Genomic DNA, 24412 nt, shown 5'->3' with positions numbered 1-24412 from the left:
TCCAATTAGTTATTTTTTTAGTTGTTGCAAAGACTGGTCTTGCTGTTCAATCAGAGTACGCAGGCGCAACATATCGTCACGCTCAGGAACACCAGCCAAAAATAGCCGCCCAGTTTCGTCAAACGCTAAATCCAATACTTTATCCTCGGGTGTCGTCGCACGCTGATATGCTATAAACCGCGTCCTACCTAATGGCGTCAGCATATGTAATTGTTGATTATCACTACCTTTAAGCATTTGGGTTTGCGGGAGCGCCACTTTGAAGGGCTCACTGATTAACGCATCAATATAGGGCGACATTTGTGAAACACTCTCTTCGATGTGTTCCCATTGATAACCGCTATAAACCAAAATATCCGCATCCGTTCGCTGTTTGAGCCCTCTGACTAATGAAAATAACGCTTCCGGCTGCTCAAACGGCTCTCCCCCTGAAATCGTGATGCCATCCGCCAATGGTAGCCACTCAGTGATTTGTTCCAGTAATTGTTCTACCGTGATGTTATTGTCTTTCACTTGCCATGTATCAGGAGAAAGGCAGCCTTTACAGCGTAATGAGCAGCCTTGAAACCAGATACCAATACGTTTTCCGGGGCCTAGAGCCATAATTGGAAAATGAATTCGTGAAATACTAATATTCATCACATCAATTACCCATCACAGCTAAAGTGATTTGGGTGGTTTCACCTGTGGTAATTTCGACGATTTGATAGGCCGAATTAGGTTGTAAATCTTGGTCAAAAATAGCACGAGATAACGGGTTAATTAGGTAGCTTTCCAATTGGTTGCGTATTCCTCGCCCCCCATTCGATAAATCGGCTAAACAATGCTGTTTTAGCGTTTCTTTTGCTTGTGGGGAAATGGTGACCGTCAGCGATTGTTTTTCCAAACCAGAAAGAATATTGTCCACCATTTGCTCAAATATTTGTTGTGCCACATCGGGGCGAATAAAATCAAAAACAATAATATTTTCCCCAATTCGATTGAGTAACTCAGGCCTATTTAGTACTAATTTAAAATGACGTTCGATCTCACTTTTCACATTGCGTGTCACCGTTTCAAAAGGCTCACTGGGTTGCACATTCGCTACTCTCTCACCATTCGCATCTAAACGATAAATACCGAGATTTGACGTGAAAATAATTAAAGATTCCGAGAAATAGACACGATCTCCACGGCCTGATGTCAACACGCCATCATCAATAATTTGTAGAAATTTATCCATTAAATGCGGATGCGCTTTTTCTATCTCATCAAACAGCACCACGCTAAATGGCTTCTCACGAATGGCATTCGTCAATTCACCACCAGAGTCATACCCGACATAACCAGGAGGAGCACCAATTAAGCGTTGGTCTGCATGTTCAGCGCTAAATTCAGACATATCAAAACGGATGTAGGCACTTTCATCACCAAATAGCAATTGAGTCACTGTTTTCGCCAGTTCTGTTTTTCCTACCCCCGTTGGTCCCGCTAAAAATAAAACGCCCCGAGGTCGGCCTCCTTTATGCCCCCCCACTCCCGTCATGGCACGTTTAATGATATCCAATAAATGGGTGACGGCATGTTGTTGGCCTTTAACTCGGCGAGAAATTATCTGTGGCGCGTCATGTATTTTCTGTTTATCGATTTTTTTCCACGGATCTTCCGTTATTCCCACTTTATAACGTCTTACTGCATCACTAATTCGCGTCACAGGGACATTTTCAATCCGCGCTAGCTGCACTATCGCCGTTAAGTCCAGTAATAAGAGTCCTTCTGTCTCATCAATAAAGTCATTAAATAAGCTGTCTTTATCTGCCTGCTCTATGCCATTAATATCAGTCAAAGAAGCTAGCAGCATCGGCGTGAGCACCCGACGAATTTGGTTATCAGGCTTCGCCACAGGAATGACTCTTATTCGAGGGTTATTGACTAAAAACCAATCCGGCAAGTCAGTCTCTTTCTCCACAATCCAAAAAATAGAATTGTAAAACGGTTGGTTATTTTCCCCTGCAGGTCGCGTTTTAGCTTGATGAGAAACCATCAGAGCCCGTGTAAATAAGCTGTGCTCAGCTGGAGTTAGGTTATCGCGATGGGAAATCAAGCAAGAGGCGAAATCAATACATAATGCAATTGGCTGCTGCTTGTAGTTAATAAATTTTTCCAGCAAATGATTTAGCATATCAATACCACCAGCGGCTTTATCATCAGCCATATGCAAACCTAAGTTTTGCATCAATGTAGCACTCGCTTGCGGATTTTCTTTGGGGTTTGCCACGCATTGGAAGCCAATAAGTGGCGTGTAGGTAATCACATAGGCATATCCTGCCTGAAATAAGTGATTAAAGAGTGCTTGGTTAAATGGCAGCGGTGTCACTATAGTGGGTGCAATTTCGCTGGCTTGTAGGTCTCGAACATTGCCAAATAGAACAAACTGGCTTTTCAGCGGAATAAATCGCAGTAAGTCTCTTAACCAGCGCGGTTTTTGAAAATCCGTGTTCATAGCACTCCTTAAGTATGAAAGTATTTTTTGCAGTTTACCTGAAATCGCTCGCAAATGGCGTCAAGATCTTGAGCTCAGGCTAAATTATCTGAACATTCTCATTTGGCTGAACATAGGCTAGATTAATATTTATTCACCTAATAATTGTTCTATAATTTCGTGATAGCTTCTTCTTTTTAAACAATTATCACTGTTAATTCCTAAACTGTCGCTATAGTATTATATTAATGAAGACCAAAGCAGAGCGAGGTGAGTCATGTGGCAAGCAATGTGTCGTTTATTAAGTGAACACTTAGGAGAGGCGGAGCTACGTAACAAAGTCATTCTGTCTGGTGGTGATATTCACCATACGTTAAGAATTGACTATGGCGAACACACCGTGTTTATTAAACAAAACCGGCGTGAGTTTTTGCCTTTATTTAAACAAGAGGCTGAACAACTTGAAATGCTCGCTAAAAGCCAAACAATAACCGTTCCTAAGGTTTACGGCGTTGGCAGCAATAAGCACCACAGTTTTCTTCTGCTCGAATATTTCCCTCTCAAACCTTTCGATAACACTAATGCATGGCATTTTGGTCAACAATTAGCGCGTTTACATCAATGGGAAGAACAGCCTAGTTATGGGTTTGATTTTGATACTATGCTAAGCACAATTGTACAACCTAATGGCTGGGAAAAGCGTTGGAATTCATTTTTTGCAGAAAAGCGTATTGGCTTACAATTACAACTCGCCTCTGAAAAAGGAATGGTATTTGCTGATATTCAGCAAATTGTCGATATTGTTAAAGACAAACTTGCTGGGCATCAACCACAGCCCTCTTTATTACATGGTGATTTATGGCCGGCTAACTGTGCTATCACTCAAAATCTTGAAGGGGTACTGTATGACCCCGCATGTTATTGGGGTGATAGGGAGTGTGATATTGCGATGTTGCCATTATATCAAGATCTTCCGATCCAAATTATTGATGGCTACCAAAGTGTTTGGCCACTGCCCAATGGTTTTTTAAATAGACAACCAATATACCAACTTTACTATTTACTTAACCAAGCCCATATCTTTGGTAACGAACAAAGCTACCAGCAAGCACGCACGATTATTGATAACCTACTGAGTGAAAAATAAATTTTTTAGCGTTATGTATAACGAATAATTAATTTTCTAAATAATTCGAGCTGTGGCAAGGCGGCAAGTGAGGATAGTTTGGGGAGCATACACAAATATGTGACCCAAATAGCCGAAAGAAGCCAACACCCTCATAGTATGGCGTACGACAAATAATGAATTTTCTAAATAATTCGAGCTGTGGCAAGGCGGCAAGTGAGGATAGTTTGGGGAGCATACACAAGTATGTGACCCAAATAGCCGAAAGAAGCCAACACAGCTACAGTTCGAAGTATGACGAAAATTACCAATTAAGGAAGCGCAAAAGAAAATACAACCCTACCCCCAATACAATTGGCCAAAAATAAAGAAGAAAAAATTGAGTGAAAATCGTGTGTCGTGGAATAGTCACCTTTGCTTCAAGCTCTTCTTTCGAAATATCTATGCCTTTTGCTTTTTCTATAATCACGTGATCTTCTAAGCTTTCACGAATAAACTTAATTTGTCGGTACATTCGCAAACCTGATGCACTTAATGCTAACCCAACAAAAATAAAAATAAAAATGATGATAAAGCTGATATTGCTACCGGAAAACCCATTAGCGACTTGAGGTACTGGTGAATTATTCCAAAAGAAATTTAGGAATGGTGTAGTTTGACGGGTCATTTCCGCCATTAATTTAATAAAATCATTAGCGACCGCATTGACCCCTTCACCTGCGAGCCCCTTCATGCCAGCCAATTTAATTAAAGACACCAATGTCGAAATTAATGCTAACAGAAAAACAACCCAACCCAGAATACGTTTGCCGACTGCGACATAATTGGCATTATGGTAATTCATTACTGCTTTTCCTCAGCGTTATTATTTTTGATAAGTTTTTACAATGATTTCTCAAGGCTAATCATAGCTGAAAATATTCATTGCCTCCAAATTTCAATTCATAATTGATAACAATGTTTAGACTTTCAGACTAATCAAAATAGTGTGGTTATCCATTATCATGATATTTCTACTTCATGCAGTCCGAATATCCTTCAATATTGTTTTAATACTCACTCAAGTCATACGCTTGAGGTCAGTTTACTGATATCATTGCGCCTTCGTTAATAGATACGACATGAATGGAGTTTTGACATGTACCATAATCTTCCCATCCAATCAGTCATTTTTGATATGGATGGTTTACTGATCGACTCGGAACCTTTTTGGGCACAGGCTGAACTTGAGATTTTTTCACAATTGGGTGTCGACGTTTCAATTGCAGATACCCTGCCTGATACTTTAGGTTTACGTATTGACCATGTGGTGGAGCTTTGGTACCACGCCTCCCCTTGGCAAGGATGCAGCCAAGAAGAAGCCACACAACGTATCATTGACCGTGTTGTTGGCTTAGTTGAAGAAACTCGCCCTATTCTACCCGGAGTGCAGCATGCCATGGAACTTTGCCGTTCAATGGATTTAAAAATTGCGCTGGCTTCCGCCTCTCCTTTGTATATGTTGGAAAAAGTATTAAACCTTCTGGATATTCGTGACTATTTCTCTGCGGTTATTTCTGCGTCTGATTTACCTTTGAGTAAACCTCATCCTGAAGTTTATCTTAAAGCCGCAGCTGAGTTATCGACTAAACCCGTCAATTGCGTTTCATTAGAAGATTCATTTAACGGTATGATTTCTGCAAAGGCCGCCAGAATGCGTTCAATTGTAGTACCTGATAGCAAACATTTTAATGACCCGCGCTTTGGTTTAGCGGATATCAAATTGGCCTCACTGAATGACTTAAAAGCTGAACATTTACGTTAAAAATACTTTGTGTGCTTAATAAGTGTTCTCCCCTATCTAACTTAGGTAGGGGAATTATGTAAAATTATAAAATTCTTCCCTTATCTGCTAATAAATAAGAGTTTTTTTACCTTTCTACTACTATCATATTCTTTTCAAACACTTTATACTGCCAATCAACTGTATAGATAAACAGATGGTATTTTATCCACCATGACAGCTGAAGGGCATCTGCTTTTTTCCGTCGCCTCTTTGATAATGGCTCATAAACTTCAAATCACCCCAGAGATTGCTCATGGTGATTGGCTGCACATGGTTCCAGGCGTCTTATTAGGCGCATTATTGCCCGATATTGACCACCCTTCTTCAATTCCTGGACGACTACTGCGAATTTTTTCATTACCCATTTCCAAGTTGTGTGGGCACCGAGGGTTTACTCATAGCCTAGTTGCATGGTTTCTCTTGATGATTTCTTGTTATCAATGGCTACCTGCTGAATGGGCAATCCCAAATGATATTATTCAAGCCTTTTTATTGGGCTATATCAGTCATCTCGTCGCCGATATGCTCACTCCTTCTGGAGTACCATTACTATGGCCACTCCCCCAGCGTTTTTGTTTTCCCATGATCCGCGGTAAAAATAGCCAACGTGGAGAACGCTTTGTTGCCATTGTTTTGACTGTTTGTGCCTGCCTGTTACCTGCAGGTTATCAATTCGATTTTTATAGTCATATTGATGTGATTATAAAATATATTCATAATCAAATAGATATATATCTCCCCACATAAATTATAGTTTTGTAATATAATGTAAGTATGAATAATACTATCTTATTACTTTTTGGTATAAGAAATGTGTTTTATCAGCTGATAACATATAACCAGTTGTTTGAAGCAACTAAATCCTTATAACCAATAAGGACTAAAGGGCAAGTAACATACCTTATAAAAATATGATTTGGAGTTCGGAATGAATATTCCTTTAATTATTAATGTGCTCGGTTTTGTAGCACTACTAATACTGTTAGCAAAACTAGAGGCTAAAGGCTGGAGCCTATCTAAGAAAGTGTTAGTTGGCCTGGTTTTCGGTGTTGCCTATGGGGTAGTACTGCACCTCGTATATGGCAGTGGCCACCAAACGGTAAAAGACTCCATTCTGTGGTTTAATATTGTCGGAAATGGTTATGTGCAGCTATTACAAATGGTGATTATGCCATTGGTGTTTGCTTCAATACTAAGTGCAGTGGCAAGACTACATAAAGCGTCTTCGCTGGGTAAAATAAGCTTTTTAACAATTGGCACCTTGTTATTTACCACTGCTATTGCAGCGTTAGTAGGTATTTTAATTGCCAATGTATTCGGTTTAACTGCAGAAGGCTTAGTTCAAGGTCAATCCGAAACAGCACGTTTATCTGCAATAGAAAGCAACTATATTGGGAAAGTTTCCGACTTAACCGTACCTCAACTAATTTTATCGTTTATTCCCAAAAATCCATTTGCGGATTTAACGGGTGCAAACCCAACATCAATTATTAGTGTCGTTATTTTTGCCGCCTTCCTGGGTGTTGCCGCACTACAATTGTTTAAAGACGATAAAGAACGTGGTGAAAAAGCCTTAGCAGCGATTGATGTTATGCAGGCTTGGGCAATGAAATTAGTTCGTTTAGTCATGCGTTTAACGCCGTATGGTGTGATGGCGCTGATGATTAAAGTCGTAGCAAGTTCAAACTTACATGACATCATCAACCTAGGAACTTTTGTTATTGCGTCCTATGTTGCGTTAGGCATTATGTTTGTTGTACATGGCATTTTAGTTGCGACAACAGGCTTGAACCCGATTAAGTTCTTTAAAAAAGCAGGCCCTGTTTTAACCTTTGCATTCACTAGCCGTTCAAGTGCTGCAAGTATTCCACTGAATATTGAAACACAAACACGTCGTTTTGGTATCCCTGAATCGATTGCTAGTTTCTCTGCATCCTTTGGTGCAACAATTGGGCAAAATGGTTGTGCGGGTATCTATCCTGCAATGTTAGCCGTGATGGTCGCACCAACAATGGGCATTAACCCATTCGACCCACTCTGGATAGCAACACTCGTTGGTATCGTTACTATCAGTTCAGCGGGTGTTGCCGGTGTCGGTGGCGGTGCAACTTTTGCAGCGTTAATTGTACTTCCAGCGATGGGTTTACCTGTCACATTAGTTGCCCTATTAATTTCAGTTGAACCGTTAATTGATATGGGCCGTACTGCATTGAATGTCAGTGGTTCAATGACAGCAGGGACAGTGACCAGCCAGTTGATGGGTGAAACAGATAAAGCAATATTCAATCAAAATGATGATGCAGATTTAAAACATGTTTAATAATTAAACTGTTATCTATATCAGAAAACCTGCTTCGGCAGGTTTTTTTATCGTTGTTATAACTATTTTGATTTTATTTACCTTGGATAATATCAAAAAACCCAGTTTTTTGTGCTGAATTCTATTGCAATAATCTGGGATTACGTAAGATAATAAAATTTGAGCAACGTTTTCTTGAGCTTCCTGCTTGTGTTGCGTCCCCCCATTTCCTATGGGGATTTATCAACAATCATTTATGGTTTTTTAATATGACTAATAATGTCCATATCCTAAAAACTGATCCTTCAGATAACCCTTGTGTCAGCTGCGGTGCGTGTTGTGCCTATTTTCGCGTCTCTTTTTATTGGGCTGAAGCTGAAAGTGGAGGCGGTATTGTGCCCCAACATTTAACCGAGCAGGTCACCCCCTTTATGAGTTGTATGCAGGGGACTAATCAAAAACAAAATACTCGCTGTAAGGCCTTAGAAGGCACTATTGGTGAGTGTGTCTCTTGTTCGATTTATGCACAAAGACCCACACCGTGTCGTGAGTTCGAACAATCTTGGCAGGATGGTATTTACAATGAGGCCTGCGATAGAGCACGTGCAGCTCATGGTTTACCTCCTTTAGAGCCTCATCAACCACAAATAGCTTGCTAGCCGTCAATGACCCAGATTTTTCTGGGTTATCTTTTTTTAAACCCAGCCTGAAAATGCGTCCTTGCATTGGTGTTAAGCATTCCACTATATACATTACATAATTTCGTTCATGACCTGCATTGCCAACTCAAAAGAGTGTAAACGAGCTTGATGATCAAAAATTTGGCCATTGACCATAATTTCATCGGCTTGAGTTTGTCGCAATATCGTTTCTAGCCCATGGCGTACTTTAGTTTTATCCCCTACCAATGACATACCTAGTGCTTGTTGAACACCAAATTCCTCGGCAGGCGACCAGATATTTTCCATACTCTCGACTGGTGCAGGCAATTGAGAAGGCTGGCCACGACGTAACATGACAAACGCTTGCTGCATCGAGGTAAATAAAAACTCCGCTTCACGTTGAGTGTCCGCGGCAATGATGTTGATGCACACCATCGCATACGGCTTAGAGAGTCTCTGCGATGGCTGGAAATTAGCACGATAAACATCCAGCGCCTGCAACAATAAATCAGGGGCAAAATGGGAAGCAAAGGCAAATGGCAGTCCCATTTGCGCGGCTAGCCTTGCACTGTATAAGCTTGAACCCAATAACCAAACGGGGATTTTTTCACCAAATCCCGGAACGGGACGCACGGCTGGATCTGGGTTAGTTGCATCAAACCAATTGACAATTTGAGCCACATCTTGAGGAAAATTATCGATATCCGTATTCATATGGCGGCGTAACGCTTGCATCGTTCGTTGATCACTTCCTGGTGCACGTCCTATGCCTAAATCGATACGCTCAGGGTAAAGTGTATTTAATGTGCCAAATTGCTCTGCAATCACCAACGGTGAATGGTTCGGCAACATCACGCCACCAGAACCGAGTCGTAGTGATTGCGTATTCGCGGCAAGGTAGCCAATCAATACCGACGTAGCGGCGCTGGCGATCCCCGTCATATTGTGGTGTTCCGCTAACCAATAGCGGTGATAACCCAGTTTTTCTGCGAGTTGGGCGATGTCAAGGGAATGAGCAAAGGCCTCTTTCGCTGTGGAACCCTCAATAATTGGCGCAAGATCGAGTAAAGAAAGGGGAATTTTTTTATCTGACATACACACTCACTTTGTAAGAGTTTTACGAACCTAACTTATCATCCTAGACGATCCTCCTTGATGTCTCCAGCACTGAAATTTGCATTAGCACAAGTGGTCTAAAAATGTAAATTATCGTCTACTAACCCACTGTTTTATAAAAATTATGGAACAAGCTTGAATAAAAAGTGCAGTAATTATGGAGCTTCCGTCAGGGGAGGTAAAAGCGATTGCGGGGCAAAATGAATTGGTGAATGATTTACTCATCAACAATACAGAGGAAATTGAAATGAAAAAATTAAATACCGGTTTATTAGCATTAGCATTATTAACCGTGGGTTTTACCGCGGCAGCAAATGGCGTTAACCAGAAAATGCCTCGTCAACACATGGGTAACCACCACAACATAATATATAGCGTTGCAGAACAAACGACGACACCAAATGAAACTGCAAAAAAACTGGCCAATAATACCCCAAAAATTGAAGATGGCAAACGCTATATTGTCAAAGTTACCGTGACGGAAGTCCCTGAATTTAAACCAATGAATACGATGCCAACACCGAAACCGATTAGCGCGCCAGCAGCAAATTAATAGTTAATATTAATGAATATTAATTAAGTTATCGGCAAAACCTTTTATATCAATAAGTACAACCAGATAGCTGTAGAGAGTAAAAACCGATATTTTAGTTAAATAATAAAGAGTTCTATATATCCTACGATTGCCTCTGTATCACAGGGGCTTTTTTTTAGAAAAAAGTTTATCTGAATTGAACCCTTTCCCCTAGTAATAACACCTAATAGCGACTAATCTTAATTCAAGCAGATTGTTAATAACTGCGACTTATTAACACTTTGTTTAACATCCTTTCAATAGAAAATCAGGAGCTTATCATGGGGTATTTTGAATTAAAAAAATCCACTAAAGACGTTGCTCAGCCTTACTATTTCGTTTTAAAAGCAGCGAATCACGAAGTGATTGCTAAAAGTGAAATGTATGCATCGAAGCAATCTGCGCTTAAAGGGATTGCCTCTGTCCAAAAAAATGGCTCTTCTGAAACAATAAAAGATCTAACTGAGTAAATTTCAGTGGCCCCACTCCTTTCAAGTCGGGGCTACTTTTTTTATCTGTTGGCTATTTTATCTGTTAGTTATAAAGCTTACATAAATCAGCACGATTCAAATTAGCGGCGGTTCAGTCCATTGTTCATAGTAACCTTTCTTCAGGTTAAATAGCTCTGATTAACCTCAAGTTAGTCTCAAATTAACCTAAGTAACGCAGTCACAATCGCAGCTGACAAGACAATGATAATAAATGGCTTTTTAAACCATGTCAGTATCCCTGCCACTAACACCCCTACAATTTTAGGCCAATCAGAAACTTCATCACCGGAAAATAACGTAGATGTGGCCGCAACCGAGAATAAAATAACAATAGCTGCTGCTGAAAATAATACTTTGCTATTCTCCGAAAGGACTACTCGACCGCGCAGCAAAGCCCCTGATGCTCGCATTAAATAAGTACCAACCGCCAGCAGTAAGATACCGCTAATAATTAACCATGGGTTATTTGTCATCATTTATTTCCTTATATAAATAACCAAGCTCAATAGTGCGAGTAATACAGGGATCCCTGCAGGCAATATCGGTGTAGTTGCAACCGCGATGACCGCACCAATTATTGCAGTTAACCGCAGGCGTTTATCTGAGAGTGCAGGCAAGGAAAGCGCTAAAATAATCGCAGGAAACATCGCATCCATCCCATATATGTGTGTATCACTGATAAAGCTACCCAATACCTCACCTATTACGACACCTATTGGCCAACACAGTAAAATACCTATTCCACACAACCAAAAAGCCGCACGTTTTTCTGATTCAGTTTCTTGAGCTAAACCAAATACAACGCTCTCATCATTCATGATGTGAAAGCCCAGTAATGACTTTGCTCCCTTACCCGTTAAATCACTGGTCGCAAAACTAAAAGGAATATGTCGTGAATTCACTAATAACCCTGCAAGTGCAGCCGAAAGCGGGCTACCTCCTGCAAAAATAACACCGATAAACAAAAACTCAGACGCCCCTGCGAGCACCAAAATAGATAAAGTGAGTGGTACCCACCAGTCAAATCCTTGTGAAAGCGCCAATGCGCCATAAGAAATGCCGACAATTAAGTCAGCAAAACAGACAAGAGCTATGTTTTTCACTGTGCTATGATTTAATGTTGAGCTTATTGACGTTAGCATTCCTAGATCGTTCGATATATAATGCATTCGTTCATTATGTCGACATGTAGTGTAAAGTGCAATCTAAATAGGAAATGAAAATTGAATCTACCTTCTCCTCCCATTGAGTTGATTTCGAAAGCCCTTGTTCGTGAAAGACAAAAAAGCGGGCTATCCCTATCAGAACTATCTCGCAAAGCAGGTATCGCTAAATCGACACTTTCTCAATTGGAATCGGGTAGTGGTAACCCAAGTATTGAAACCTTATGGGCACTTTGTGTGGCGTTGGATATTCCTTTCGCGCGATTAATTGAAGAAAAACAAGAAGCTGTCACGGTGATCCGCCATGGGGAGGCAATACCTGTTAGTGCTGAGCACGCAAATTATTTGGCCTTTTTGCTCTCATCAGCTCCCGCAGATTCGCGACGTGATATTTATACTGTGGTGGCCCAGCCCGGCCGCGATCGTATTTCAGAACCTCATATGCATGGCGTCAGCGAGCACATCATTATTATGTCCGGCAGAGCATTAGTCGGCCCACTGGATAACCCTGTTGAGTTACAGGTTGGCGACTATATTCACTACCCTGGGGATGAGCCCCATATAATGCGAGCCTTAGAACCGAATACGATGGCGGTTATGGTGATCGATAAACAGAATTAACCGCCTATCTACCCCAATAGATTTTGCGTTATGATAGCTGTAGTGAATATTAATTGGAGCCTGTGTGATGTCCTACTATGATGAAATTGTTGAAAAAGTAAATCGATTGATTGATGAAAACTCAGTTCATAATATGAATGAAATGCTAATGCAGCTATCCCATGATCCACAAATCAACCAAGAACAACGATTTGAACAACAACAACGTTTAAGAGACGCTATTTTTATTCATCATAATTAATAGCGGCTACACAACTCGCCGCTATTCGCGCTCTTAACTTATCTTAATAACCAAAATAAATCGGCAGTAGGGTTAGTGGTAATCCTGGTATTGGTAAAACAACTAACCCTAATAGCATTAACAGGCTCAATTAAAACTCCTGTTGCTGTAAATAGCTCCATGCATACTGAGCATGAAGCTCAGCACCTGTCGCCATCGTGTCTTCATCAATATTAAAGCAGCCATGATGATGTGCCCATTGAGTGTCCTTTTCGGCATTTCCTGTGCCTAGTAGAGCAAAGCATCCTGGGATATTTTCAATGTAGAAGCTGAAATCTTCACCGCCCGGTGTCGGTCTTTCATTAATCAGCGCTTGCTCACCAAAAGCTTGCGAAATCACGGATTGAGCCAGTAACGCGCTCCGCTCTTCATTGATAACTGGTAATGTCCCATAGATATAATCAACGTGTGCCGTCGCCCCATAAATAGCCGCCGTGTGTTCCGCATAACGACGGATAGCCGCTTCGATGCGGTTACGAGTTTCAATATCAAAACAACGTACCGTGCCATCTAACACCGCATTTTCAGCGATGACATTAAAGCGAGTCCCGACATCCATTTTACCTATCGTGACCACCGCTGAGTCTAAAGAAGACGTTTCTCGGGAAACTATCGCTTGTAAATTCATAACAAATGCAGACGCAACAACCGCAGCGTCAATGGTGGCCTCTGGCATTGAACCATGGCCACCCCGTCCTTTAAAAGTGACTTTCAGTAAGTCCGCGGATGCGAAAGACCCACCCACATTGCAAGACACTTTTCCAGATGGTGTGGTTGTCCAAATATGCATGCCAAAAACGTTATCGACATTTTCGATTGCACCTTGCTTGATCATAGCTAATGCGCCTTGAGCAATCTCTTCAGCAGGTTGGAAAATTAAACGTACATTACCCGCTAATTCTTCACGCACCTCATATAGCGCTTTGGCTGCGGTTAATAGCATTGCGGTGTGAGCATCATGGCCACAAGCATGCATTTTTCCTTCAATTGTTGATTTATATTCTAATGAATCATTTAACTCTAAAACGGGTAAAGCATCGATATCTGCACGTAGAGCAACCGTTTTACCTGGCTTACCGCCTTTAATTTCAGCAATGACACCTGTAGGCTCAGTTAATCGATACTCTATTCCAATTTTGTCTAATTCTTCAGCAATACGTTTTGTCGTGCGTATTTCTTCAAACGGTAGTTCAGGGTGAGCGTGTAGATCACGACGAAAAGCAATCATTTCAGGTGTGTGTTTTTTGATTGCGGCTGTAATTATTTTGTTGATCATTTTTCTACCTTTTACCCTATTACACAGCCAGATACTTTATCTAGCTAATTTATTAACATTCTATTAATGATTTAACAGTAGCAAACATCACATCTGCCCCGCGTGCAATTTGTGCATAATCCGTCCATTCATCAGGATGATGGCTTAACCCATTACGGCTTGGCACAAATATCAACCCTGTTTGAGTTATACCCGCAAAAATCATTGTGTCATGCCCTGCACCACTGACCATTGAACGAAAACGTAAGTTTTGGTCGCTGGCATGCTGTCGCATCAGTTGATGAATATCGCTATTGAGCTCCGTTGGCTGAACATATAACGGCTGAACAATATCGCTTGAAATAGCTAACGAATCACTTATTTGTTCTGTTAACTCAATTACTTGCTCAATTACTTTACGTAACGCGACATCATTTTTAGAACGGATATCGACGCTAAAGGTGACTTCGCTTGGGATAACATTCGCCCCATTCGGTAATACCGCTAAACGCCCCACTGTCGCAACGGTATTATCGCCCGCCGCTTTCGCGAGTTTAGGAATTTGGCTGATAATTTGGCTCGCACACACTAATGCATCGGCTCGCATATTCATTGGCGTAGTACCTGCATGGCCAGCTTTACCTGTCAGTTTAATTTCTAACTGACTGATACCAACGATGGTTTCTACGATCCCTACATCTTCATTGACCTGTTCTAATACTGGACCTTGTTCGATATGTAGCTCTAAAAATGCTTTAACCTTTTTAGGGTCAAGCACCGCTTGGGATGCATTGTCTGCATTGAACCCTGCATCAGCCATACGTTTCGCGGCACTCACGCCCTGACTATCTTTCAATTGGTATAATTCTTTTGTGCCTATCAGCCCTGTTATTACACTCGACGCCATCAAACCGCGGCCAAAACTGGTACCTTCTTCTTCAACTAATGCGATCACTTCTAAGGGATACTTTGGTGTTAAGTTTTGCTCGCGAATGCGCGCGACAACATCCAAACCCGTAACAATCCCCGCGGGGCCATCGAATGCCCCTCCATGAGGAACTGAGTCGAAATGAGAGCCCACAATAACCGCAGGTAAATCAGCTTGCAGGCCTTCTAAACGCCCATAGATATTGCCAATCGCATCTTCACGGACTTGCAAGCCTAGCGCAGCCATTTCTTGTTTGAGATAAGCACGAGCTTGTTTATCTTGTTCGCTGTAGCTCATCCGCGTAGTACCCTGACCCGGAGTTGCGGTGTATTCTGCCAACTGTTCTAAATGGCGCTGAATTCTTGAAGTACTTGTTTCCATTATTTTTTACCCTGCAATTGGAACAATATAAGCCACCATGATACCGGCTAGCACGACAGACACCATGGTCACAGAAATAAAGCCACCAACTAGCATCGGCCCTAACATATGGCTAGTTAATACCTGGCGTTCTTTTTCGTCTTTCGTTAATGCATTTATTGCTTCATTCGTAATAATGTAATCTGCTGGGAAACCATATAATGCCGTTAGCGCAACGGCAAACGCCATTTCTTTGGTAACACCTAATATTTTACCAACGACCCATGATGCAAGGTACATCCCAATAACCGCAGCACAAATTAACACCACCATCGGATAAACTAGGCGTAATAACATATCCGGGGTCGCATGGTTTAATGTATCAAAGATAAACAACATTAAAGCCATAATTGCGAACCCAAAGCCATTGGCTTTTTGTAGCGGCTGTCTTTCTAAGAAACCTAATGAAGAGGCAATAACACCAAATAATAAACACAATACAAATGGGCTAATACTCACATAAGGAGCAGCAAAGGACGACGCCAAATAAGCCAAATACCCTACCGCCGCTAAGCGCAAGAATTTAAAATAGCTGGTGTTATAGTGATTAGGAATTTTTTTAAACATACGTGGCATTTCATCTTCAGATACCACCGTTTTCACTTCAACCTCTTTGGCGCCATCAACTGATAAAGTTTCCTGCCATTGGCCACTTCGATATTTCTCTAGAACCCGGCGTCCTTCTTTTTTTAACATTATGGCTGTTAATGGATAGCCAGCAAATCCCTGCATAACGTAAATTAAGATTGCGAAAACCGAAAGGTCAACCAAACCTGCCTCAGCTGCACCTTTTGACATAATTAACGAAGAAACAATACCGCCAACTAGCGGAGGAACTGCAACTAATACCGTGTTTAAATCAAATAAGGCAACCCCAATAATAAAGGTTAAGAAAATGATACCTAAAATCCCAGCTAAGGAGATAAGAATGGTTTTCCATTGGCGCAACAATTCTTTTAGCGATAATAAGGTTCCCATATTTGTAATTAACAAATACATCAAGGTCACCGCAACTACTTGAGGAATACCGGCAATACTTACAATATCTTTCGGGAAAATAGTCCAATAACCTAAAAGAAAGAGCACTGCGCATACAAATACGGAGGGGATCCAAGCCTTAGTTCTAACGGCTATAGCATCCCCGATATATAATATTCCCACTATCAGAAACAGAGCTAACATCTGTGACATAACTTTTTCCCCGCACTTATCTTTTTTTATTAGATTATTTTTTGGTATTGAAAACTATTAATTTTAATTAGGATTAGATTATAAATTTTATTTGGCACAACAAAACACCAATGTAGAGAGTATTTCGCTGCAAACATACAAAATTGCAACAAAATTCATCATAACACCGAAAATTCAGATGTATAGAGAGTCAAACAGGATTTAAATTGCTTGGAATAAAGGTATACAGTGAATTTAATAGTCAGATATAACATCGAAATGGGTAAGTGCCTTAACATTCTCTAAATGCAGGTTTGTAATCTAATATTTTATGTCATTTAAATTTCTTTTGATAAACGAATCAACTATAGATTATTTTTTAGTCTATGAAATTATATTCTATTGTCTAGGGCTGTATTTTCAATAAAAATCGCAACAAGATAAAAAATCACCTTATAAATATGAATCATATTTCTATTTATAGGAAATATTCTACTTTATTTTCTTTTTAAACCGTTTCTCTTTATATTGCTGTTGTAAAGGACGATATCCCTTCATCTGCAATTTACTTTGTCACGACAATAGCGTTTCTTTAAATAAAGAAAAGCCCCATAGATATTCACTATCTACAGGACTTGATAAATATTAGATAAAGTAAATTAATGACTGGTTTGTTGTTCTGTCATCGACTTCACTGATTTTATTTTGCGATTATTTTCAAATCCAGGTTGTGGCACTTTAATAAAAAATGTCAGTATTCCTGCAAAGAGATACAAACCTGTATATGCCCAAACAACACCCACAATATCAAAGAAAGGTAATACTAAACTGGCTATTGCGGGTGCGGCAAAATTACTTAACCCTGCTGAAAGGTTGTAAATTGAGACTGCAGCACCTTTATGGTGTGGCTCAATACTCGGGAAAACCGCCGTCATTGGAACAAATGCAGCCACAAAAATACCTAATAAAATGGCGGGTATTAATGCGATGGCAAAATTATGACCAAAATAAACCGGTAAGTAATAGAACATCAGGCTAGATATTGCCATACCTAGGCAACCAAACCACCTGACCTGACGAACCCACCCAATATGTTCACCAACAATTCCCCAAAAAATATTCGTAAAAATAGTCACAAAGAAGAAAACAGCCCAAATCTGTAACCATTCAGAAATGGTAAACCCTAAACGGTCAACAAACAGTAATGGCATAATAATCGCAAAACCAAACAATGAGATTGTATTGATAATACGGATTAAACTCGCCATAAAGATGTTTTTGTTGGTAAATAAAATGGTGGCAGCCCGCGATAATTCGGCCATTTTATCTTTCATCGGTAAATTGACTTTAGAGCGGTCAACTGGAACATTGCGTAGGCTAAAATATGCAATTGCACCACCAATAGCGACCCAACCAATGGCCATCCATAATGTTCCTGTCTCCCCTATCATTGGAATTGAAAAACTGGGTAAATAGCTCCCAATCACGCCAATTCCGACAGAATACATCGCCCAGAACCACCCCGTGGCAGCAGCAAGATGCGCTCGAGGGATGACTTGCACTAACATCATCATAAATGAATAGATAAACAAGGGATAAGCTAGCCCACGGATCCCATAGAATAACAACATCATACCGTAGCTTTTCATGCCTAAGCCAAATGCCATAAATAAGGCATGCATGACAATCCAGAGAATAAACCCGATCATCATGGCTTTTAGGGGGGTGATAATTTCAGCTACGACGCCAGATGCCCATGCGGCAACGGCTGCCATTAAGCCATAGACAGTAAATACCATCGCTGATTGTGCCGGTGTAAACCCTAAATCAGTGATATGTTTCGATAAAAAAGCCATTTCAAAGCCATCACCACTCATAAAAATAGCGATGGCAATAAAACCCCAGAACAAATGCTTAGGTAGACCAAGCCAATACTGCTTCTGTTCCATTGCAGTTTCCTCATTCTAATTTTGTTATTTTAATCAATCGCGAAGAGATAACTGTGGCGGTGATGTGTAGGGAAACACCGCCACAATTGCCTACTGAGGCAATAATTCTCTTGCTTGTTTTTGCTGTTGATATAATAAGCGGAAAGCATCGAGCCGTTGATTTAACCAAGTTTGGTACTGTTTTTGTGGTAAATAGGTATTCAACACTTCTGGTTTTTGGCACACCATTTCTGTATTGCCGCCATCCGCCAGCCATGCCAGACGAGCCGCACCTAAAGCCCCTGATGAACTCGCTGGGTGGGTCACAATCGGTATATCGATAACATCCGCAATCAGCTGCGCCCAAACTGGGCTGCGCGCACCGCCTCCTGTTAAACTACAGCGGCTTACTTGCGTCCCCGTTTGTTTAAGTACTTGCATGCCATCTGCCAGAGCAAAGGTTACTCCTTCAATCACTGCATAACCAAGCTGGGCCCGAGTTGTTTCATTTCTCAACGCAAAAAATGAGCCCATAGCATAAGGGTCATTATGGGGCGTTCGTTCCCCTGAGAGGTAAGGCAGAAATACCGGAGCTTGCTTTTTCTGGTCATCGGTCAATTGCCCCACTTCATCCATTAGCTGATTTTCCGTTGTGGAAAGAAGCTGGCAAAGCCAACGCAAACAGTTGGCAGCACTTAACATCACACTCATTTGGTGCCAACGATTTGGCAATGCATGGGCAAAAGCATGGACGCCTTGGTGTGGTGCGGCTTGTAGCTGATTATTAACCACAAAAATGACGCCAGAGGTGCCCAAGGAAATTAGAGCATCACCGTCATTAACCGCACCAACACCAACAGCAGAAGCCGCATTATCACCGCCTCCACCCGCGATAATTACATCGGCGCTAAGCCCCCATTGGGAAGCTAAATCCGCCCGTAACACACCGCTTTTTTCAGCACCTTCAACTAAAGAAGGCATTTGTTCACGAGTTAGATTAGTTGCAGCCAATAGTTCATCAGACCAATCACGCTTAGCCACATCTAGCCATAATGTACCTGAGGCATCGGACATGTCACTGGTAAATAACCCCGTCATTTTCCAACGCAGATAATCTTTAGGAAGCAATACCTTAGCAACCTGCTTGAATATTTCAGGCTCATGACGTGCAACCCACAATAATTTGGGCGCTGTGAAACCTGGCATCACCAAATTAGCGCCAATGGTTAGAAACTCGGGGTAATTCTCCATCAGCCATTCGCATTCTTTCGCACTGCGGGTGTCATTCCATAAGATACAATCACGCAGCACTTGATTTTGCTCATCAAGCAGTACCGCACCATGCATTTGGCCTGATAAGCCAATTGCTTTTACCGCCGCCCATGCTTCTGGGGCTTTTTGTCGCAACGTAGCCGCAACTGCGTTGGTGGCTTCCCACCAGCTATCTGGCGATTGCTCGGCCCACTGAGAATGTGGCCTTTGTACGGTTAATGCCATATGGCTTGAGGCAACAATTTCACCCTGAGCATCAATTAAAACGGCCTTCAGTTCTGAAGTGCCTAGGTCTATTCCGAGGTACATCGCCTTTCTCCTTACAGAGGTTGTTCAGGTGACTTGAGCCAGTTTTCAACTTTTTCAACGGTGTTACTCATCAATTTGTGGAATCCCGATGAATGAGCCAGTGGGCCGAACAGCATGTCACTTGAGACAAATTGTGACAATGCGTCACTGCTATTCATCATTTTTTGATATAGCGGCACATCTAACACGCCATCCTGATATTCATACGGTAATTCACCACGAGCCCAGCGCTGTAAAAACACGAAGAATAAAGCGGGCAGCACAGCCGTCGCAGCCGGAGTCTGCTGGCGCTGATAACATTCTTGCAGTGTTGGCGTGATAAAACCGGGAATTTTTGATAAACCATCAGCGGCAACACGCTGGTTAGTATCCTGAATATAAGGGTTACTAAAGCGTGCGAGTACCACATCGCGGTATTGTTCTAAATCGAGAGGGCTCGGTGACAATGACGGTATCACGTCATATGTGACATAATTCCATGCCATTTGTTTGATAGCGGATTGGCGGGTACTTTCATCAATAAAGCTCAAACCAATTAAGGTTCCAGCCCAAGCAATGCAACTGTGGCTCGCATTCAGAATACGAATTTTTGCTTCTTCCCACGGTAAAACGGATTCAACCATTTCTACATCGACATTTTCTAATGCAGGGCGCCCATTAATAAAGTCATCTTCAATCACCCACTGAATGAATGCTTCCCCCATAACAGGAGCTTTATCATCCCAACCCGTTTGTTGTTTAACACGCTCAGCCACATCTGATGTTGGCCGAGGGGTGATCCTATCCACCATAGTGTTCGGTGAACGGGTATGTTCTTTCACCCACTGATATAACTCACTTTCACCTTTTAGCTGTAAGAAAGATAAAAAGCCATGTCTGAAACGCTCACCGTTATGGCGTAAATTATCACAGTTTAATAAGGTTACGGGTTCACCATGCGCAGCTAAACGTGCACGTAAAATATGCGTTAACGCACCATATATGGTGCTCATTTTGCCCGTTAAGTCTGCTTTAACATCTGGCTGTTCTGCATCTAATTCATGCTGTGGGGTTAAATAATAGCCCGCCTCCGTGACCGTGAAGGCTATCACGCGTGTTGCTTTATCACGGCCTTGTTCGACTAACTGGCTTAAATTCTCATCCCAATGCAATACTTTACGCACTGAAGTGATTTTTTCATAATGGCGCTCACCTTCAGGTGAAACAGTTTCAAGGGTATATTCCCCATTTTGCTTGGTTAAGTTATCAAGCAATGAATTCGTATCATTGCGAATATTCCCTAAGGCAATTGACCAACTATCATCCCCTTGTTGGATCAAGCGGTGCAAATACCACGCTTGGTGAGCACGATGAAATGACCCAGCACCGATGTGCATCCACACTGATTTCTGCTTTAACATTGTGACTCCTTAACCTAAAATTAAATAATTGCTATTTTATTGGGCATATGCCCGTTTGTTATATTTTAGTTTCAATCTGATCACAATTACTGCGATAACGCTCACACTATTGACTTTTGCCCTTTTAATAAACAATTGCCCAGAATTACAATAAGCGAAACCAGCAGGAGAACGTCCATGCAGAAAGAATTAAAAAAAATGGAACAAGCTGCGCGTGCGGCATGGCTATATTTTGTGGCAGGTAAAACACAACAAGAAATTGCGCATGAACTTGGGCTATCAAGACAAGTCGCCCAGCGCCTTATCTCACTAGCAAAAGAGCAAGGTATGGTTCAGGTGCAAATCACACACCCGATTACGGAGTGTTTAAGACTCGCTAATCAAATCCAGCAAAAGTATCACCTAACACATTGCTTTGTTGTCCCGTCAGGTCAACTTGATACAGAAGCCACGCTCGACATGATTTCAGTGGCCGGTGCTGAACTGATGGAACAATTAATCGAACCCGATAAACCCCAAGTTATAGGTATTGGTTCAGGTAGAACATTACGCAGTATTATTGATGCCCTTCCTTACCTAGAAACCGCCCAGCACCAATGTGTTTCACTAATTGGTGCGATTGCTCGTGATAGCTCAGCAACTCGCTATGATATCCCATTGCGCTTTGCAGAAAAATTACAGTGCCGGCACTATATTCTACCTGCGCCACTGTACGCCGATAGCCCAGAAGATAAAGCAATGTGGTGCCAACATCGCGTGTATAAAGAAGTTACCGAAAAAGCACTGAATGCGGACATCACTTTTATTGGCATTGGCGAAGTCGGTAAAGGATGCCCACTCAATTCTGAAGGTTTCGTCACGGATGAACAAATGGAAATGTTGTTAGAAAAAGGGGTGACCGCGGAGTTACTGGGGCATTTTATCCAAGCTAACGGTGAACGGCTTTCTACCGCGTTAGATGCCACACACACCAGTGTTCCACTTTTCCGTTCCCCGAATAAACCGGTGATCGCATTTGCGGGTGGCACGCACAAAACGAAAGCAATTCAAGCTGTTATGAATGGTGGTTGGGTAACAGGTTTAGTGACCGATGAAGCCACTGCACATCATTTATTAGCTAATAAATCACCCCTGTGCTAACCAGTGATGGCATAACATTCCAAGCAAGGTAAAGATCAGGGCGCCAATCACATGGATGGCGATGGTACTAATGGCAAAACCCAATTTACCTTCTTGGATCAATACCAAGACTTCAAGTGAAAAGGTCGAAAAGGTGGTAAATGCGCCACAAAAACCAGTTACAATGAATAATTTATAAGCGGGGCTAATATTTGCATTGGCAAAATACGAAATGGCAAACCCAATGACAAAGCCGCCAACCAAATTGACTGCGACGGTACCTAGAGGAATATTTGAGTAAAGATGATTAAGTCTTAGGCTAACAAACCATCTTAGCCATCCACCAAGAACAGAACCAATCGCGATTGCAAATAAAGAGGCGTACATAGAAACTTCCTTTAATATTGGTGGGATAAATGAAAGGAAAGTTTCCTATTGCCGCATTTATGCCCAAAATCCAGGGCACATAATACCTACGTACCCTATTCAATGAAAAGGTTAACGTAGGCATCATCAGCCCTCTGCGGGCGGTTTCATATGAGGAGGAATGCCATCTCCCAAAGGTTTACATAAAAATAATAAGGCAACTAATTAGGTGATGCAAACCTAATTTATGATAGATACCCTAAATAGTTAGGAGTCATAACTAAGCAGAAAACGAATAAGTGAGTGTCGTCAACAACGCGACAGCTTGAAGTATGACAAAATAATAGCTCTAAATAATTCAAGTTGTCGCTAGGCGACAAGTGAATGAGTCATTAGGAGCATACACAAGTATGTGACTAATGCGAATGAGCGTAGTCAACAACGCGACAGCTTGAAGTATGACAAAATAATAGCTCTAAATAATTCAAGTTGTCGCTAGGCGACAAGTGAATGAGTCATTAGGAGCATACACAAGTATGTGACTAATACGAATGAGCGTAGTCAACAACGCGACAGCTTGAAGTATGACGAGCTATTGGGACATCTTTAAAATCGTCCGCACATTACTCGCACTCGTCGCAATAATATCAATCGCCCCCGTACGTAGCGCTCCCATAATCGCCATTGCTTTTGATGACTCTGATGCAATTGCGATTACACAGGGGATTTTTCTGAGTTCATCAATGCTTAGACCAATCACTCGGTCATTCATCACTGTATCTACATGTTGCCCTTGTGCATTGAAAAAATCATATCCCGCGATATCGCCAATCACCCCTTGGTTCAAGCTCGCATCAACGATTTCACGTGGTGTAAACCAGCCTAGTTTGACCATATAGCTATCTTCATTCATATCGCCAATACCAATTAAAGCAATATCCGCTTTACGGGCACGATCTAAGGTTTCCTTAATGGTGCCATTTTTCATAAACGCTTGCTTTAATTCGTTATTTTCAACATAAGCTGGGGCGTATAGGGTTTCGCTAGTTCCGCCAAACTTTTTAGCTAAACGACGACTGATATGATCCGCATTAATGGAATCACCTGGGCGATGGGTTCCGCCTATCCCACAAATAAAACGGCAATCTTTTTCAGGGACGGCCCCACCGCTATCAGCTACTACCGCAACATTGCGACCTTGGCCGACCGTGACTATCATATTGTCTCGTAACGTTGTTGATAAATAGTTAGCGACGAGAGTGCCGACTTGGTAACGTTGCTCTTCTTCGTCGGGATGGTCGAGGGCAATCAATGCACGGGAAATCGGGAAGCGAGAAAGTAACTGTTGTTCTAACTGAGTGCTAAAAATAGGATGATAGCGAACATTGATCTCTACAATACCTTCTTCCTTTGCCCGCTTGAGTAAGCGCCCTACCTTAATTCGCGATATACCAAACTTATTGGCGATCTCTTCCTGAGTAATTTCATCACGATAATAAGCTATCGCAATTTCAGTCAGTAGCTCGATTTCGGAAGATGTTTGTGATCTATCCATAAGATAGTGATTTCCTCTTTATTGGTGTTAATCGCAACAAGGGTGATAAGGTTTTAGTATAGCGTTTCTAGT

General features: G+C 41.6%; 24 protein-coding genes and 1 riboswitch. Of the genes, 10 read left to right on the top strand and 14 right to left on the bottom strand.

Translation table 11 applies throughout. The features are described from left to right. Nucleotides 1–9: 9 nt before the first annotated feature. Together M1E86_RS08045 and M1E86_RS08040 are read right to left on the bottom strand one after the other, a co-directional pair. Entirely contained in the window at nt 10–639 is a 630-nt protein-coding gene (locus M1E86_RS08045) for a 4Fe-4S single cluster domain-containing protein (protein WP_285315466.1), read from the bottom strand. A gap of 4 nt (nt 640–643) precedes the next feature. Next, nucleotides 644–2482, bottom strand: coding sequence for an AAA family ATPase (locus M1E86_RS08040; protein ID WP_426099333.1), 1839 nt, complete (start codon nt 2480–2482; stop codon nt 644–646). 256 nt (nt 2483–2738) lie between these two features. Here M1E86_RS08040 and M1E86_RS08035 point away from each other — a divergent pair, with 256 nt between their 5' ends. After that, entirely contained in the window at nt 2739–3608 is an 870-nt protein-coding gene (locus tag M1E86_RS08035) for a fructosamine kinase family protein (protein WP_213913278.1), read from the top strand. A gap of 283 nt (nt 3609–3891) precedes the next feature. Here M1E86_RS08035 and M1E86_RS08030 read toward each other — a convergent pair whose 3' ends face one another. Further along, on the bottom strand, nt 3892–4431 hold the full coding sequence (locus tag M1E86_RS08030) for a YniB family protein (RefSeq protein WP_213913279.1): 540 nt from the start codon (nt 4429–4431) through the stop codon (nt 3892–3894). 294 nt (nt 4432–4725) lie between these two features. On the opposite strand from M1E86_RS08030, the gene hxpB reads away from it, so the two are divergent. The 4 genes from hxpB to M1E86_RS08010 all read left to right on the top strand — a co-directional run bounded on the left by hxpB (nt 4726) and on the right by M1E86_RS08010 (nt 8370). Then, nucleotides 4726–5391: a hexitol phosphatase HxpB gene (hxpB, locus tag M1E86_RS08025; RefSeq protein WP_004263628.1), complete on the top strand. Its 666-nt coding sequence runs from the start codon at nt 4726–4728 to the stop codon at nt 5389–5391. A gap of 192 nt (nt 5392–5583) precedes the next feature. Then, nucleotides 5584–6159 carry a metal-dependent hydrolase gene (locus M1E86_RS08020; RefSeq protein ID WP_125890928.1) on the top strand — a complete coding sequence of 192 codons (576 nt, stop codon included), beginning with the start codon at nt 5584–5586 and terminating at the stop codon, nt 6157–6159. A 181-nt stretch (nt 6160–6340) separates the two neighbouring features. Further along, nucleotides 6341–7732, top strand: coding sequence for a cation:dicarboxylate symporter family transporter (locus M1E86_RS08015; RefSeq protein ID WP_213913280.1), 1392 nt, complete (start codon nt 6341–6343; stop codon nt 7730–7732). A gap of 248 nt (nt 7733–7980) precedes the next feature. After that, nucleotides 7981–8370, top strand: a complete 390-nt coding sequence (locus M1E86_RS08010; RefSeq protein WP_102139226.1) for a YkgJ family cysteine cluster protein — start codon at nt 7981–7983, stop codon at nt 8368–8370. 93 nt (nt 8371–8463) lie between these two features. Here M1E86_RS08010 and M1E86_RS08005 read toward each other — a convergent pair whose 3' ends face one another. Then, entirely contained in the window at nt 8464–9468 is a 1005-nt protein-coding gene (locus tag M1E86_RS08005) for a luciferase-like monooxygenase (RefSeq protein ID WP_125890926.1), read from the bottom strand. A 178-nt stretch (nt 9469–9646) separates the two neighbouring features. Between M1E86_RS08005 and M1E86_RS08000 the strand changes: the two genes are divergently transcribed. Next, nucleotides 9647–10042, top strand: a complete 396-nt coding sequence (locus M1E86_RS08000) for a hypothetical protein (protein ID WP_426099332.1) — start codon at nt 9647–9649, stop codon at nt 10040–10042. A 302-nt stretch (nt 10043–10344) separates the two neighbouring features. After that, a complete protein-coding gene (locus M1E86_RS07995; protein ID WP_004263611.1) occupies nt 10345–10533 on the top strand; it encodes a YegP family protein in 189 nt (62 codons plus the stop codon). A gap of 176 nt (nt 10534–10709) precedes the next feature. Here the strand turns inward: M1E86_RS07995 and M1E86_RS07990 are convergent, their stop codons facing one another. Together M1E86_RS07990 and M1E86_RS07985 are read right to left on the bottom strand one after the other, a co-directional pair. Beyond that, nucleotides 10710–11027, bottom strand: a complete 318-nt coding sequence (locus M1E86_RS07990) for an AzlD domain-containing protein (RefSeq protein WP_410480058.1) — start codon at nt 11025–11027, stop codon at nt 10710–10712. A 3-nt stretch (nt 11028–11030) separates the two neighbouring features. Continuing rightward, nucleotides 11031–11696, bottom strand: coding sequence for an AzlC family ABC transporter permease (locus M1E86_RS07985; RefSeq protein WP_125890924.1), 666 nt, complete (start codon nt 11694–11696; stop codon nt 11031–11033). An 81-nt stretch (nt 11697–11777) separates the two neighbouring features. On the opposite strand from M1E86_RS07985, the gene M1E86_RS07980 reads away from it, so the two are divergent. After that, nucleotides 11778–12338: a helix-turn-helix domain-containing protein gene (locus tag M1E86_RS07980; RefSeq protein WP_144140111.1), complete on the top strand. Its 561-nt coding sequence runs from the start codon at nt 11778–11780 to the stop codon at nt 12336–12338. A 67-nt stretch (nt 12339–12405) separates the two neighbouring features. After that, on the top strand, nt 12406–12579 hold the full coding sequence (locus M1E86_RS07975; protein WP_125890922.1) for a DUF2526 family protein: 174 nt from the start codon (nt 12406–12408) through the stop codon (nt 12577–12579). Between the two features lie 130 nt (nt 12580–12709). Here M1E86_RS07975 and M1E86_RS07970 read toward each other — a convergent pair whose 3' ends face one another. The 6 genes from M1E86_RS07970 to dalD all read right to left on the bottom strand — a co-directional run bounded on the left by M1E86_RS07970 (nt 12710) and on the right by dalD (nt 21300). Next, nucleotides 12710–13894 (bottom strand): amidohydrolase, encoded by a 1185-nt coding sequence (locus M1E86_RS07970; protein WP_213913281.1) that lies wholly within the window; start codon nt 13892–13894, stop codon nt 12710–12712. Between the two features lie 52 nt (nt 13895–13946). Further along, a complete protein-coding gene (locus M1E86_RS07965) occupies nt 13947–15182 on the bottom strand; it encodes a Zn-dependent hydrolase (protein WP_213913282.1) in 1236 nt (411 codons plus the stop codon). A gap of 6 nt (nt 15183–15188) precedes the next feature. Continuing rightward, nucleotides 15189–16412, bottom strand: coding sequence for a hypothetical protein (locus M1E86_RS07960; protein WP_125890919.1), 1224 nt, complete (start codon nt 16410–16412; stop codon nt 15189–15191). Nucleotides 16413–17050: 638 nt separating this feature from the next. Continuing rightward, nucleotides 17051–18340 (bottom strand): MFS transporter, encoded by a 1290-nt coding sequence (locus tag M1E86_RS07955; protein WP_213913283.1) that lies wholly within the window; start codon nt 18338–18340, stop codon nt 17051–17053. Between the two features lie 90 nt (nt 18341–18430). Beyond that, nucleotides 18431–19900, bottom strand: a complete 1470-nt coding sequence (xylB, locus tag M1E86_RS07950; protein WP_213913284.1) for a xylulokinase — start codon at nt 19898–19900, stop codon at nt 18431–18433. An 11-nt stretch (nt 19901–19911) separates the two neighbouring features. Then, nucleotides 19912–21300, bottom strand: coding sequence for a D-arabinitol 4-dehydrogenase (gene dalD / locus M1E86_RS07945; protein WP_213913285.1), 1389 nt, complete (start codon nt 21298–21300; stop codon nt 19912–19914). 177 nt (nt 21301–21477) lie between these two features. Between dalD and M1E86_RS07940 the strand changes: the two genes are divergently transcribed. Next, nucleotides 21478–22440, top strand: coding sequence for a sugar-binding transcriptional regulator (locus M1E86_RS07940; RefSeq protein WP_213913286.1), 963 nt, complete (start codon nt 21478–21480; stop codon nt 22438–22440). Here the strand turns inward: M1E86_RS07940 and crcB are convergent. Both crcB and M1E86_RS07930 read right to left on the bottom strand, forming a co-directional pair. Beyond that, complete coding sequence (gene crcB / locus M1E86_RS07935; RefSeq protein ID WP_213913287.1) at nt 22426–22806, bottom strand: fluoride efflux transporter CrcB; 381 nt, start codon at nt 22804–22806, stop codon at nt 22426–22428. The two genes, M1E86_RS07940 and crcB, sit on opposite strands and share 15 nt — an antisense overlap. Nucleotides 22807–22916: 110 nt before the next feature. Then, nucleotides 22917–22986, bottom strand: a riboswitch (Fluoride riboswitch). Between the two features lie 391 nt (nt 22987–23377). Further along, the gene (locus tag M1E86_RS07930) at nt 23378–24340 is read right to left on the bottom strand and encodes a sugar-binding transcriptional regulator (RefSeq protein ID WP_125890912.1); all 963 of its coding nucleotides are present in this window, start codon (nt 24338–24340) and stop codon (nt 23378–23380) included. Between the last annotated feature and the right edge of the window lie 72 nt (nt 24341–24412).

The organism is Providencia sp. PROV200, assembly GCF_049901995.1.
Classification (GTDB): Bacteria; Pseudomonadota; Gammaproteobacteria; order Enterobacterales; family Enterobacteriaceae; genus Providencia; species Providencia rettgeri_E.
The sequence above is the reverse complement of the archived record's forward strand: the minus strand, read 5'-3'. Positions and strand labels throughout refer to the sequence as shown.

What these genes read in the sequence shown, in the direction of transcription:
- M1E86_RS07975 (WP_125890922.1), top strand. Translation starts at nt 12,406, where the DNA reads ATGTCCTACTATGATGAAATTGTTGAAAAAGTAAATCGATTGATTGAT.
- M1E86_RS07985 (WP_125890924.1), bottom strand. Translation starts at nt 11,696, where the DNA reads ATGCTAACGTCAATAAGCTCAACATTAAATCATAGCACAGTGAAAAAC.
- M1E86_RS07930 (WP_125890912.1), bottom strand. Translation starts at nt 24,340, where the DNA reads ATGGATAGATCACAAACATCTTCCGAAATCGAGCTACTGACTGAAATT.
- M1E86_RS08000 (WP_426099332.1), top strand. Translation starts at nt 9,647, where the DNA reads ATGGAGCTTCCGTCAGGGGAGGTAAAAGCGATTGCGGGGCAAAATGAA.
- M1E86_RS07990 (WP_410480058.1), bottom strand. Translation starts at nt 11,027, where the DNA reads ATGACAAATAACCCATGGTTAATTATTAGCGGTATCTTACTGCTGGCG.
- M1E86_RS08045 (WP_285315466.1), bottom strand. Translation starts at nt 639, where the DNA reads ATGAATATTAGTATTTCACGAATTCATTTTCCAATTATGGCTCTAGGC.
- crcB (WP_213913287.1), bottom strand. Translation starts at nt 22,806, where the DNA reads ATGTACGCCTCTTTATTTGCAATCGCGATTGGTTCTGTTCTTGGTGGA.
- M1E86_RS08040 (WP_426099333.1), bottom strand. Translation starts at nt 2,482, where the DNA reads ATGAACACGGATTTTCAAAAACCGCGCTGGTTAAGAGACTTACTGCGA.
- M1E86_RS08030 (WP_213913279.1), bottom strand. Translation starts at nt 4,431, where the DNA reads ATGAATTACCATAATGCCAATTATGTCGCAGTCGGCAAACGTATTCTG.
- hxpB (WP_004263628.1), top strand. Translation starts at nt 4,726, where the DNA reads ATGTACCATAATCTTCCCATCCAATCAGTCATTTTTGATATGGATGGT.
- M1E86_RS08020 (WP_125890928.1), top strand. Translation starts at nt 5,584, where the DNA reads ATGACAGCTGAAGGGCATCTGCTTTTTTCCGTCGCCTCTTTGATAATG.
- M1E86_RS07940 (WP_213913286.1), top strand. Translation starts at nt 21,478, where the DNA reads ATGCAGAAAGAATTAAAAAAAATGGAACAAGCTGCGCGTGCGGCATGG.
- xylB (WP_213913284.1), bottom strand. Translation starts at nt 19,900, where the DNA reads ATGTACCTCGGAATAGACCTAGGCACTTCAGAACTGAAGGCCGTTTTA.
- M1E86_RS07995 (WP_004263611.1), top strand. Translation starts at nt 10,345, where the DNA reads ATGGGGTATTTTGAATTAAAAAAATCCACTAAAGACGTTGCTCAGCCT.
- M1E86_RS08010 (WP_102139226.1), top strand. Translation starts at nt 7,981, where the DNA reads ATGACTAATAATGTCCATATCCTAAAAACTGATCCTTCAGATAACCCT.
- M1E86_RS07955 (WP_213913283.1), bottom strand. Translation starts at nt 18,340, where the DNA reads ATGGAACAGAAGCAGTATTGGCTTGGTCTACCTAAGCATTTGTTCTGG.
- M1E86_RS07970 (WP_213913281.1), bottom strand. Translation starts at nt 13,894, where the DNA reads ATGATCAACAAAATAATTACAGCCGCAATCAAAAAACACACACCTGAA.
- M1E86_RS08015 (WP_213913280.1), top strand. Translation starts at nt 6,341, where the DNA reads ATGAATATTCCTTTAATTATTAATGTGCTCGGTTTTGTAGCACTACTA.
- M1E86_RS08005 (WP_125890926.1), bottom strand. Translation starts at nt 9,468, where the DNA reads ATGTCAGATAAAAAAATTCCCCTTTCTTTACTCGATCTTGCGCCAATT.
- M1E86_RS07965 (WP_213913282.1), bottom strand. Translation starts at nt 15,182, where the DNA reads ATGGAAACAAGTACTTCAAGAATTCAGCGCCATTTAGAACAGTTGGCA.
- M1E86_RS07960 (WP_125890919.1), bottom strand. Translation starts at nt 16,412, where the DNA reads ATGTCACAGATGTTAGCTCTGTTTCTGATAGTGGGAATATTATATATC.
- dalD (WP_213913285.1), bottom strand. Translation starts at nt 21,300, where the DNA reads ATGTTAAAGCAGAAATCAGTGTGGATGCACATCGGTGCTGGGTCATTT.
- M1E86_RS08035 (WP_213913278.1), top strand. Translation starts at nt 2,739, where the DNA reads ATGTGGCAAGCAATGTGTCGTTTATTAAGTGAACACTTAGGAGAGGCG.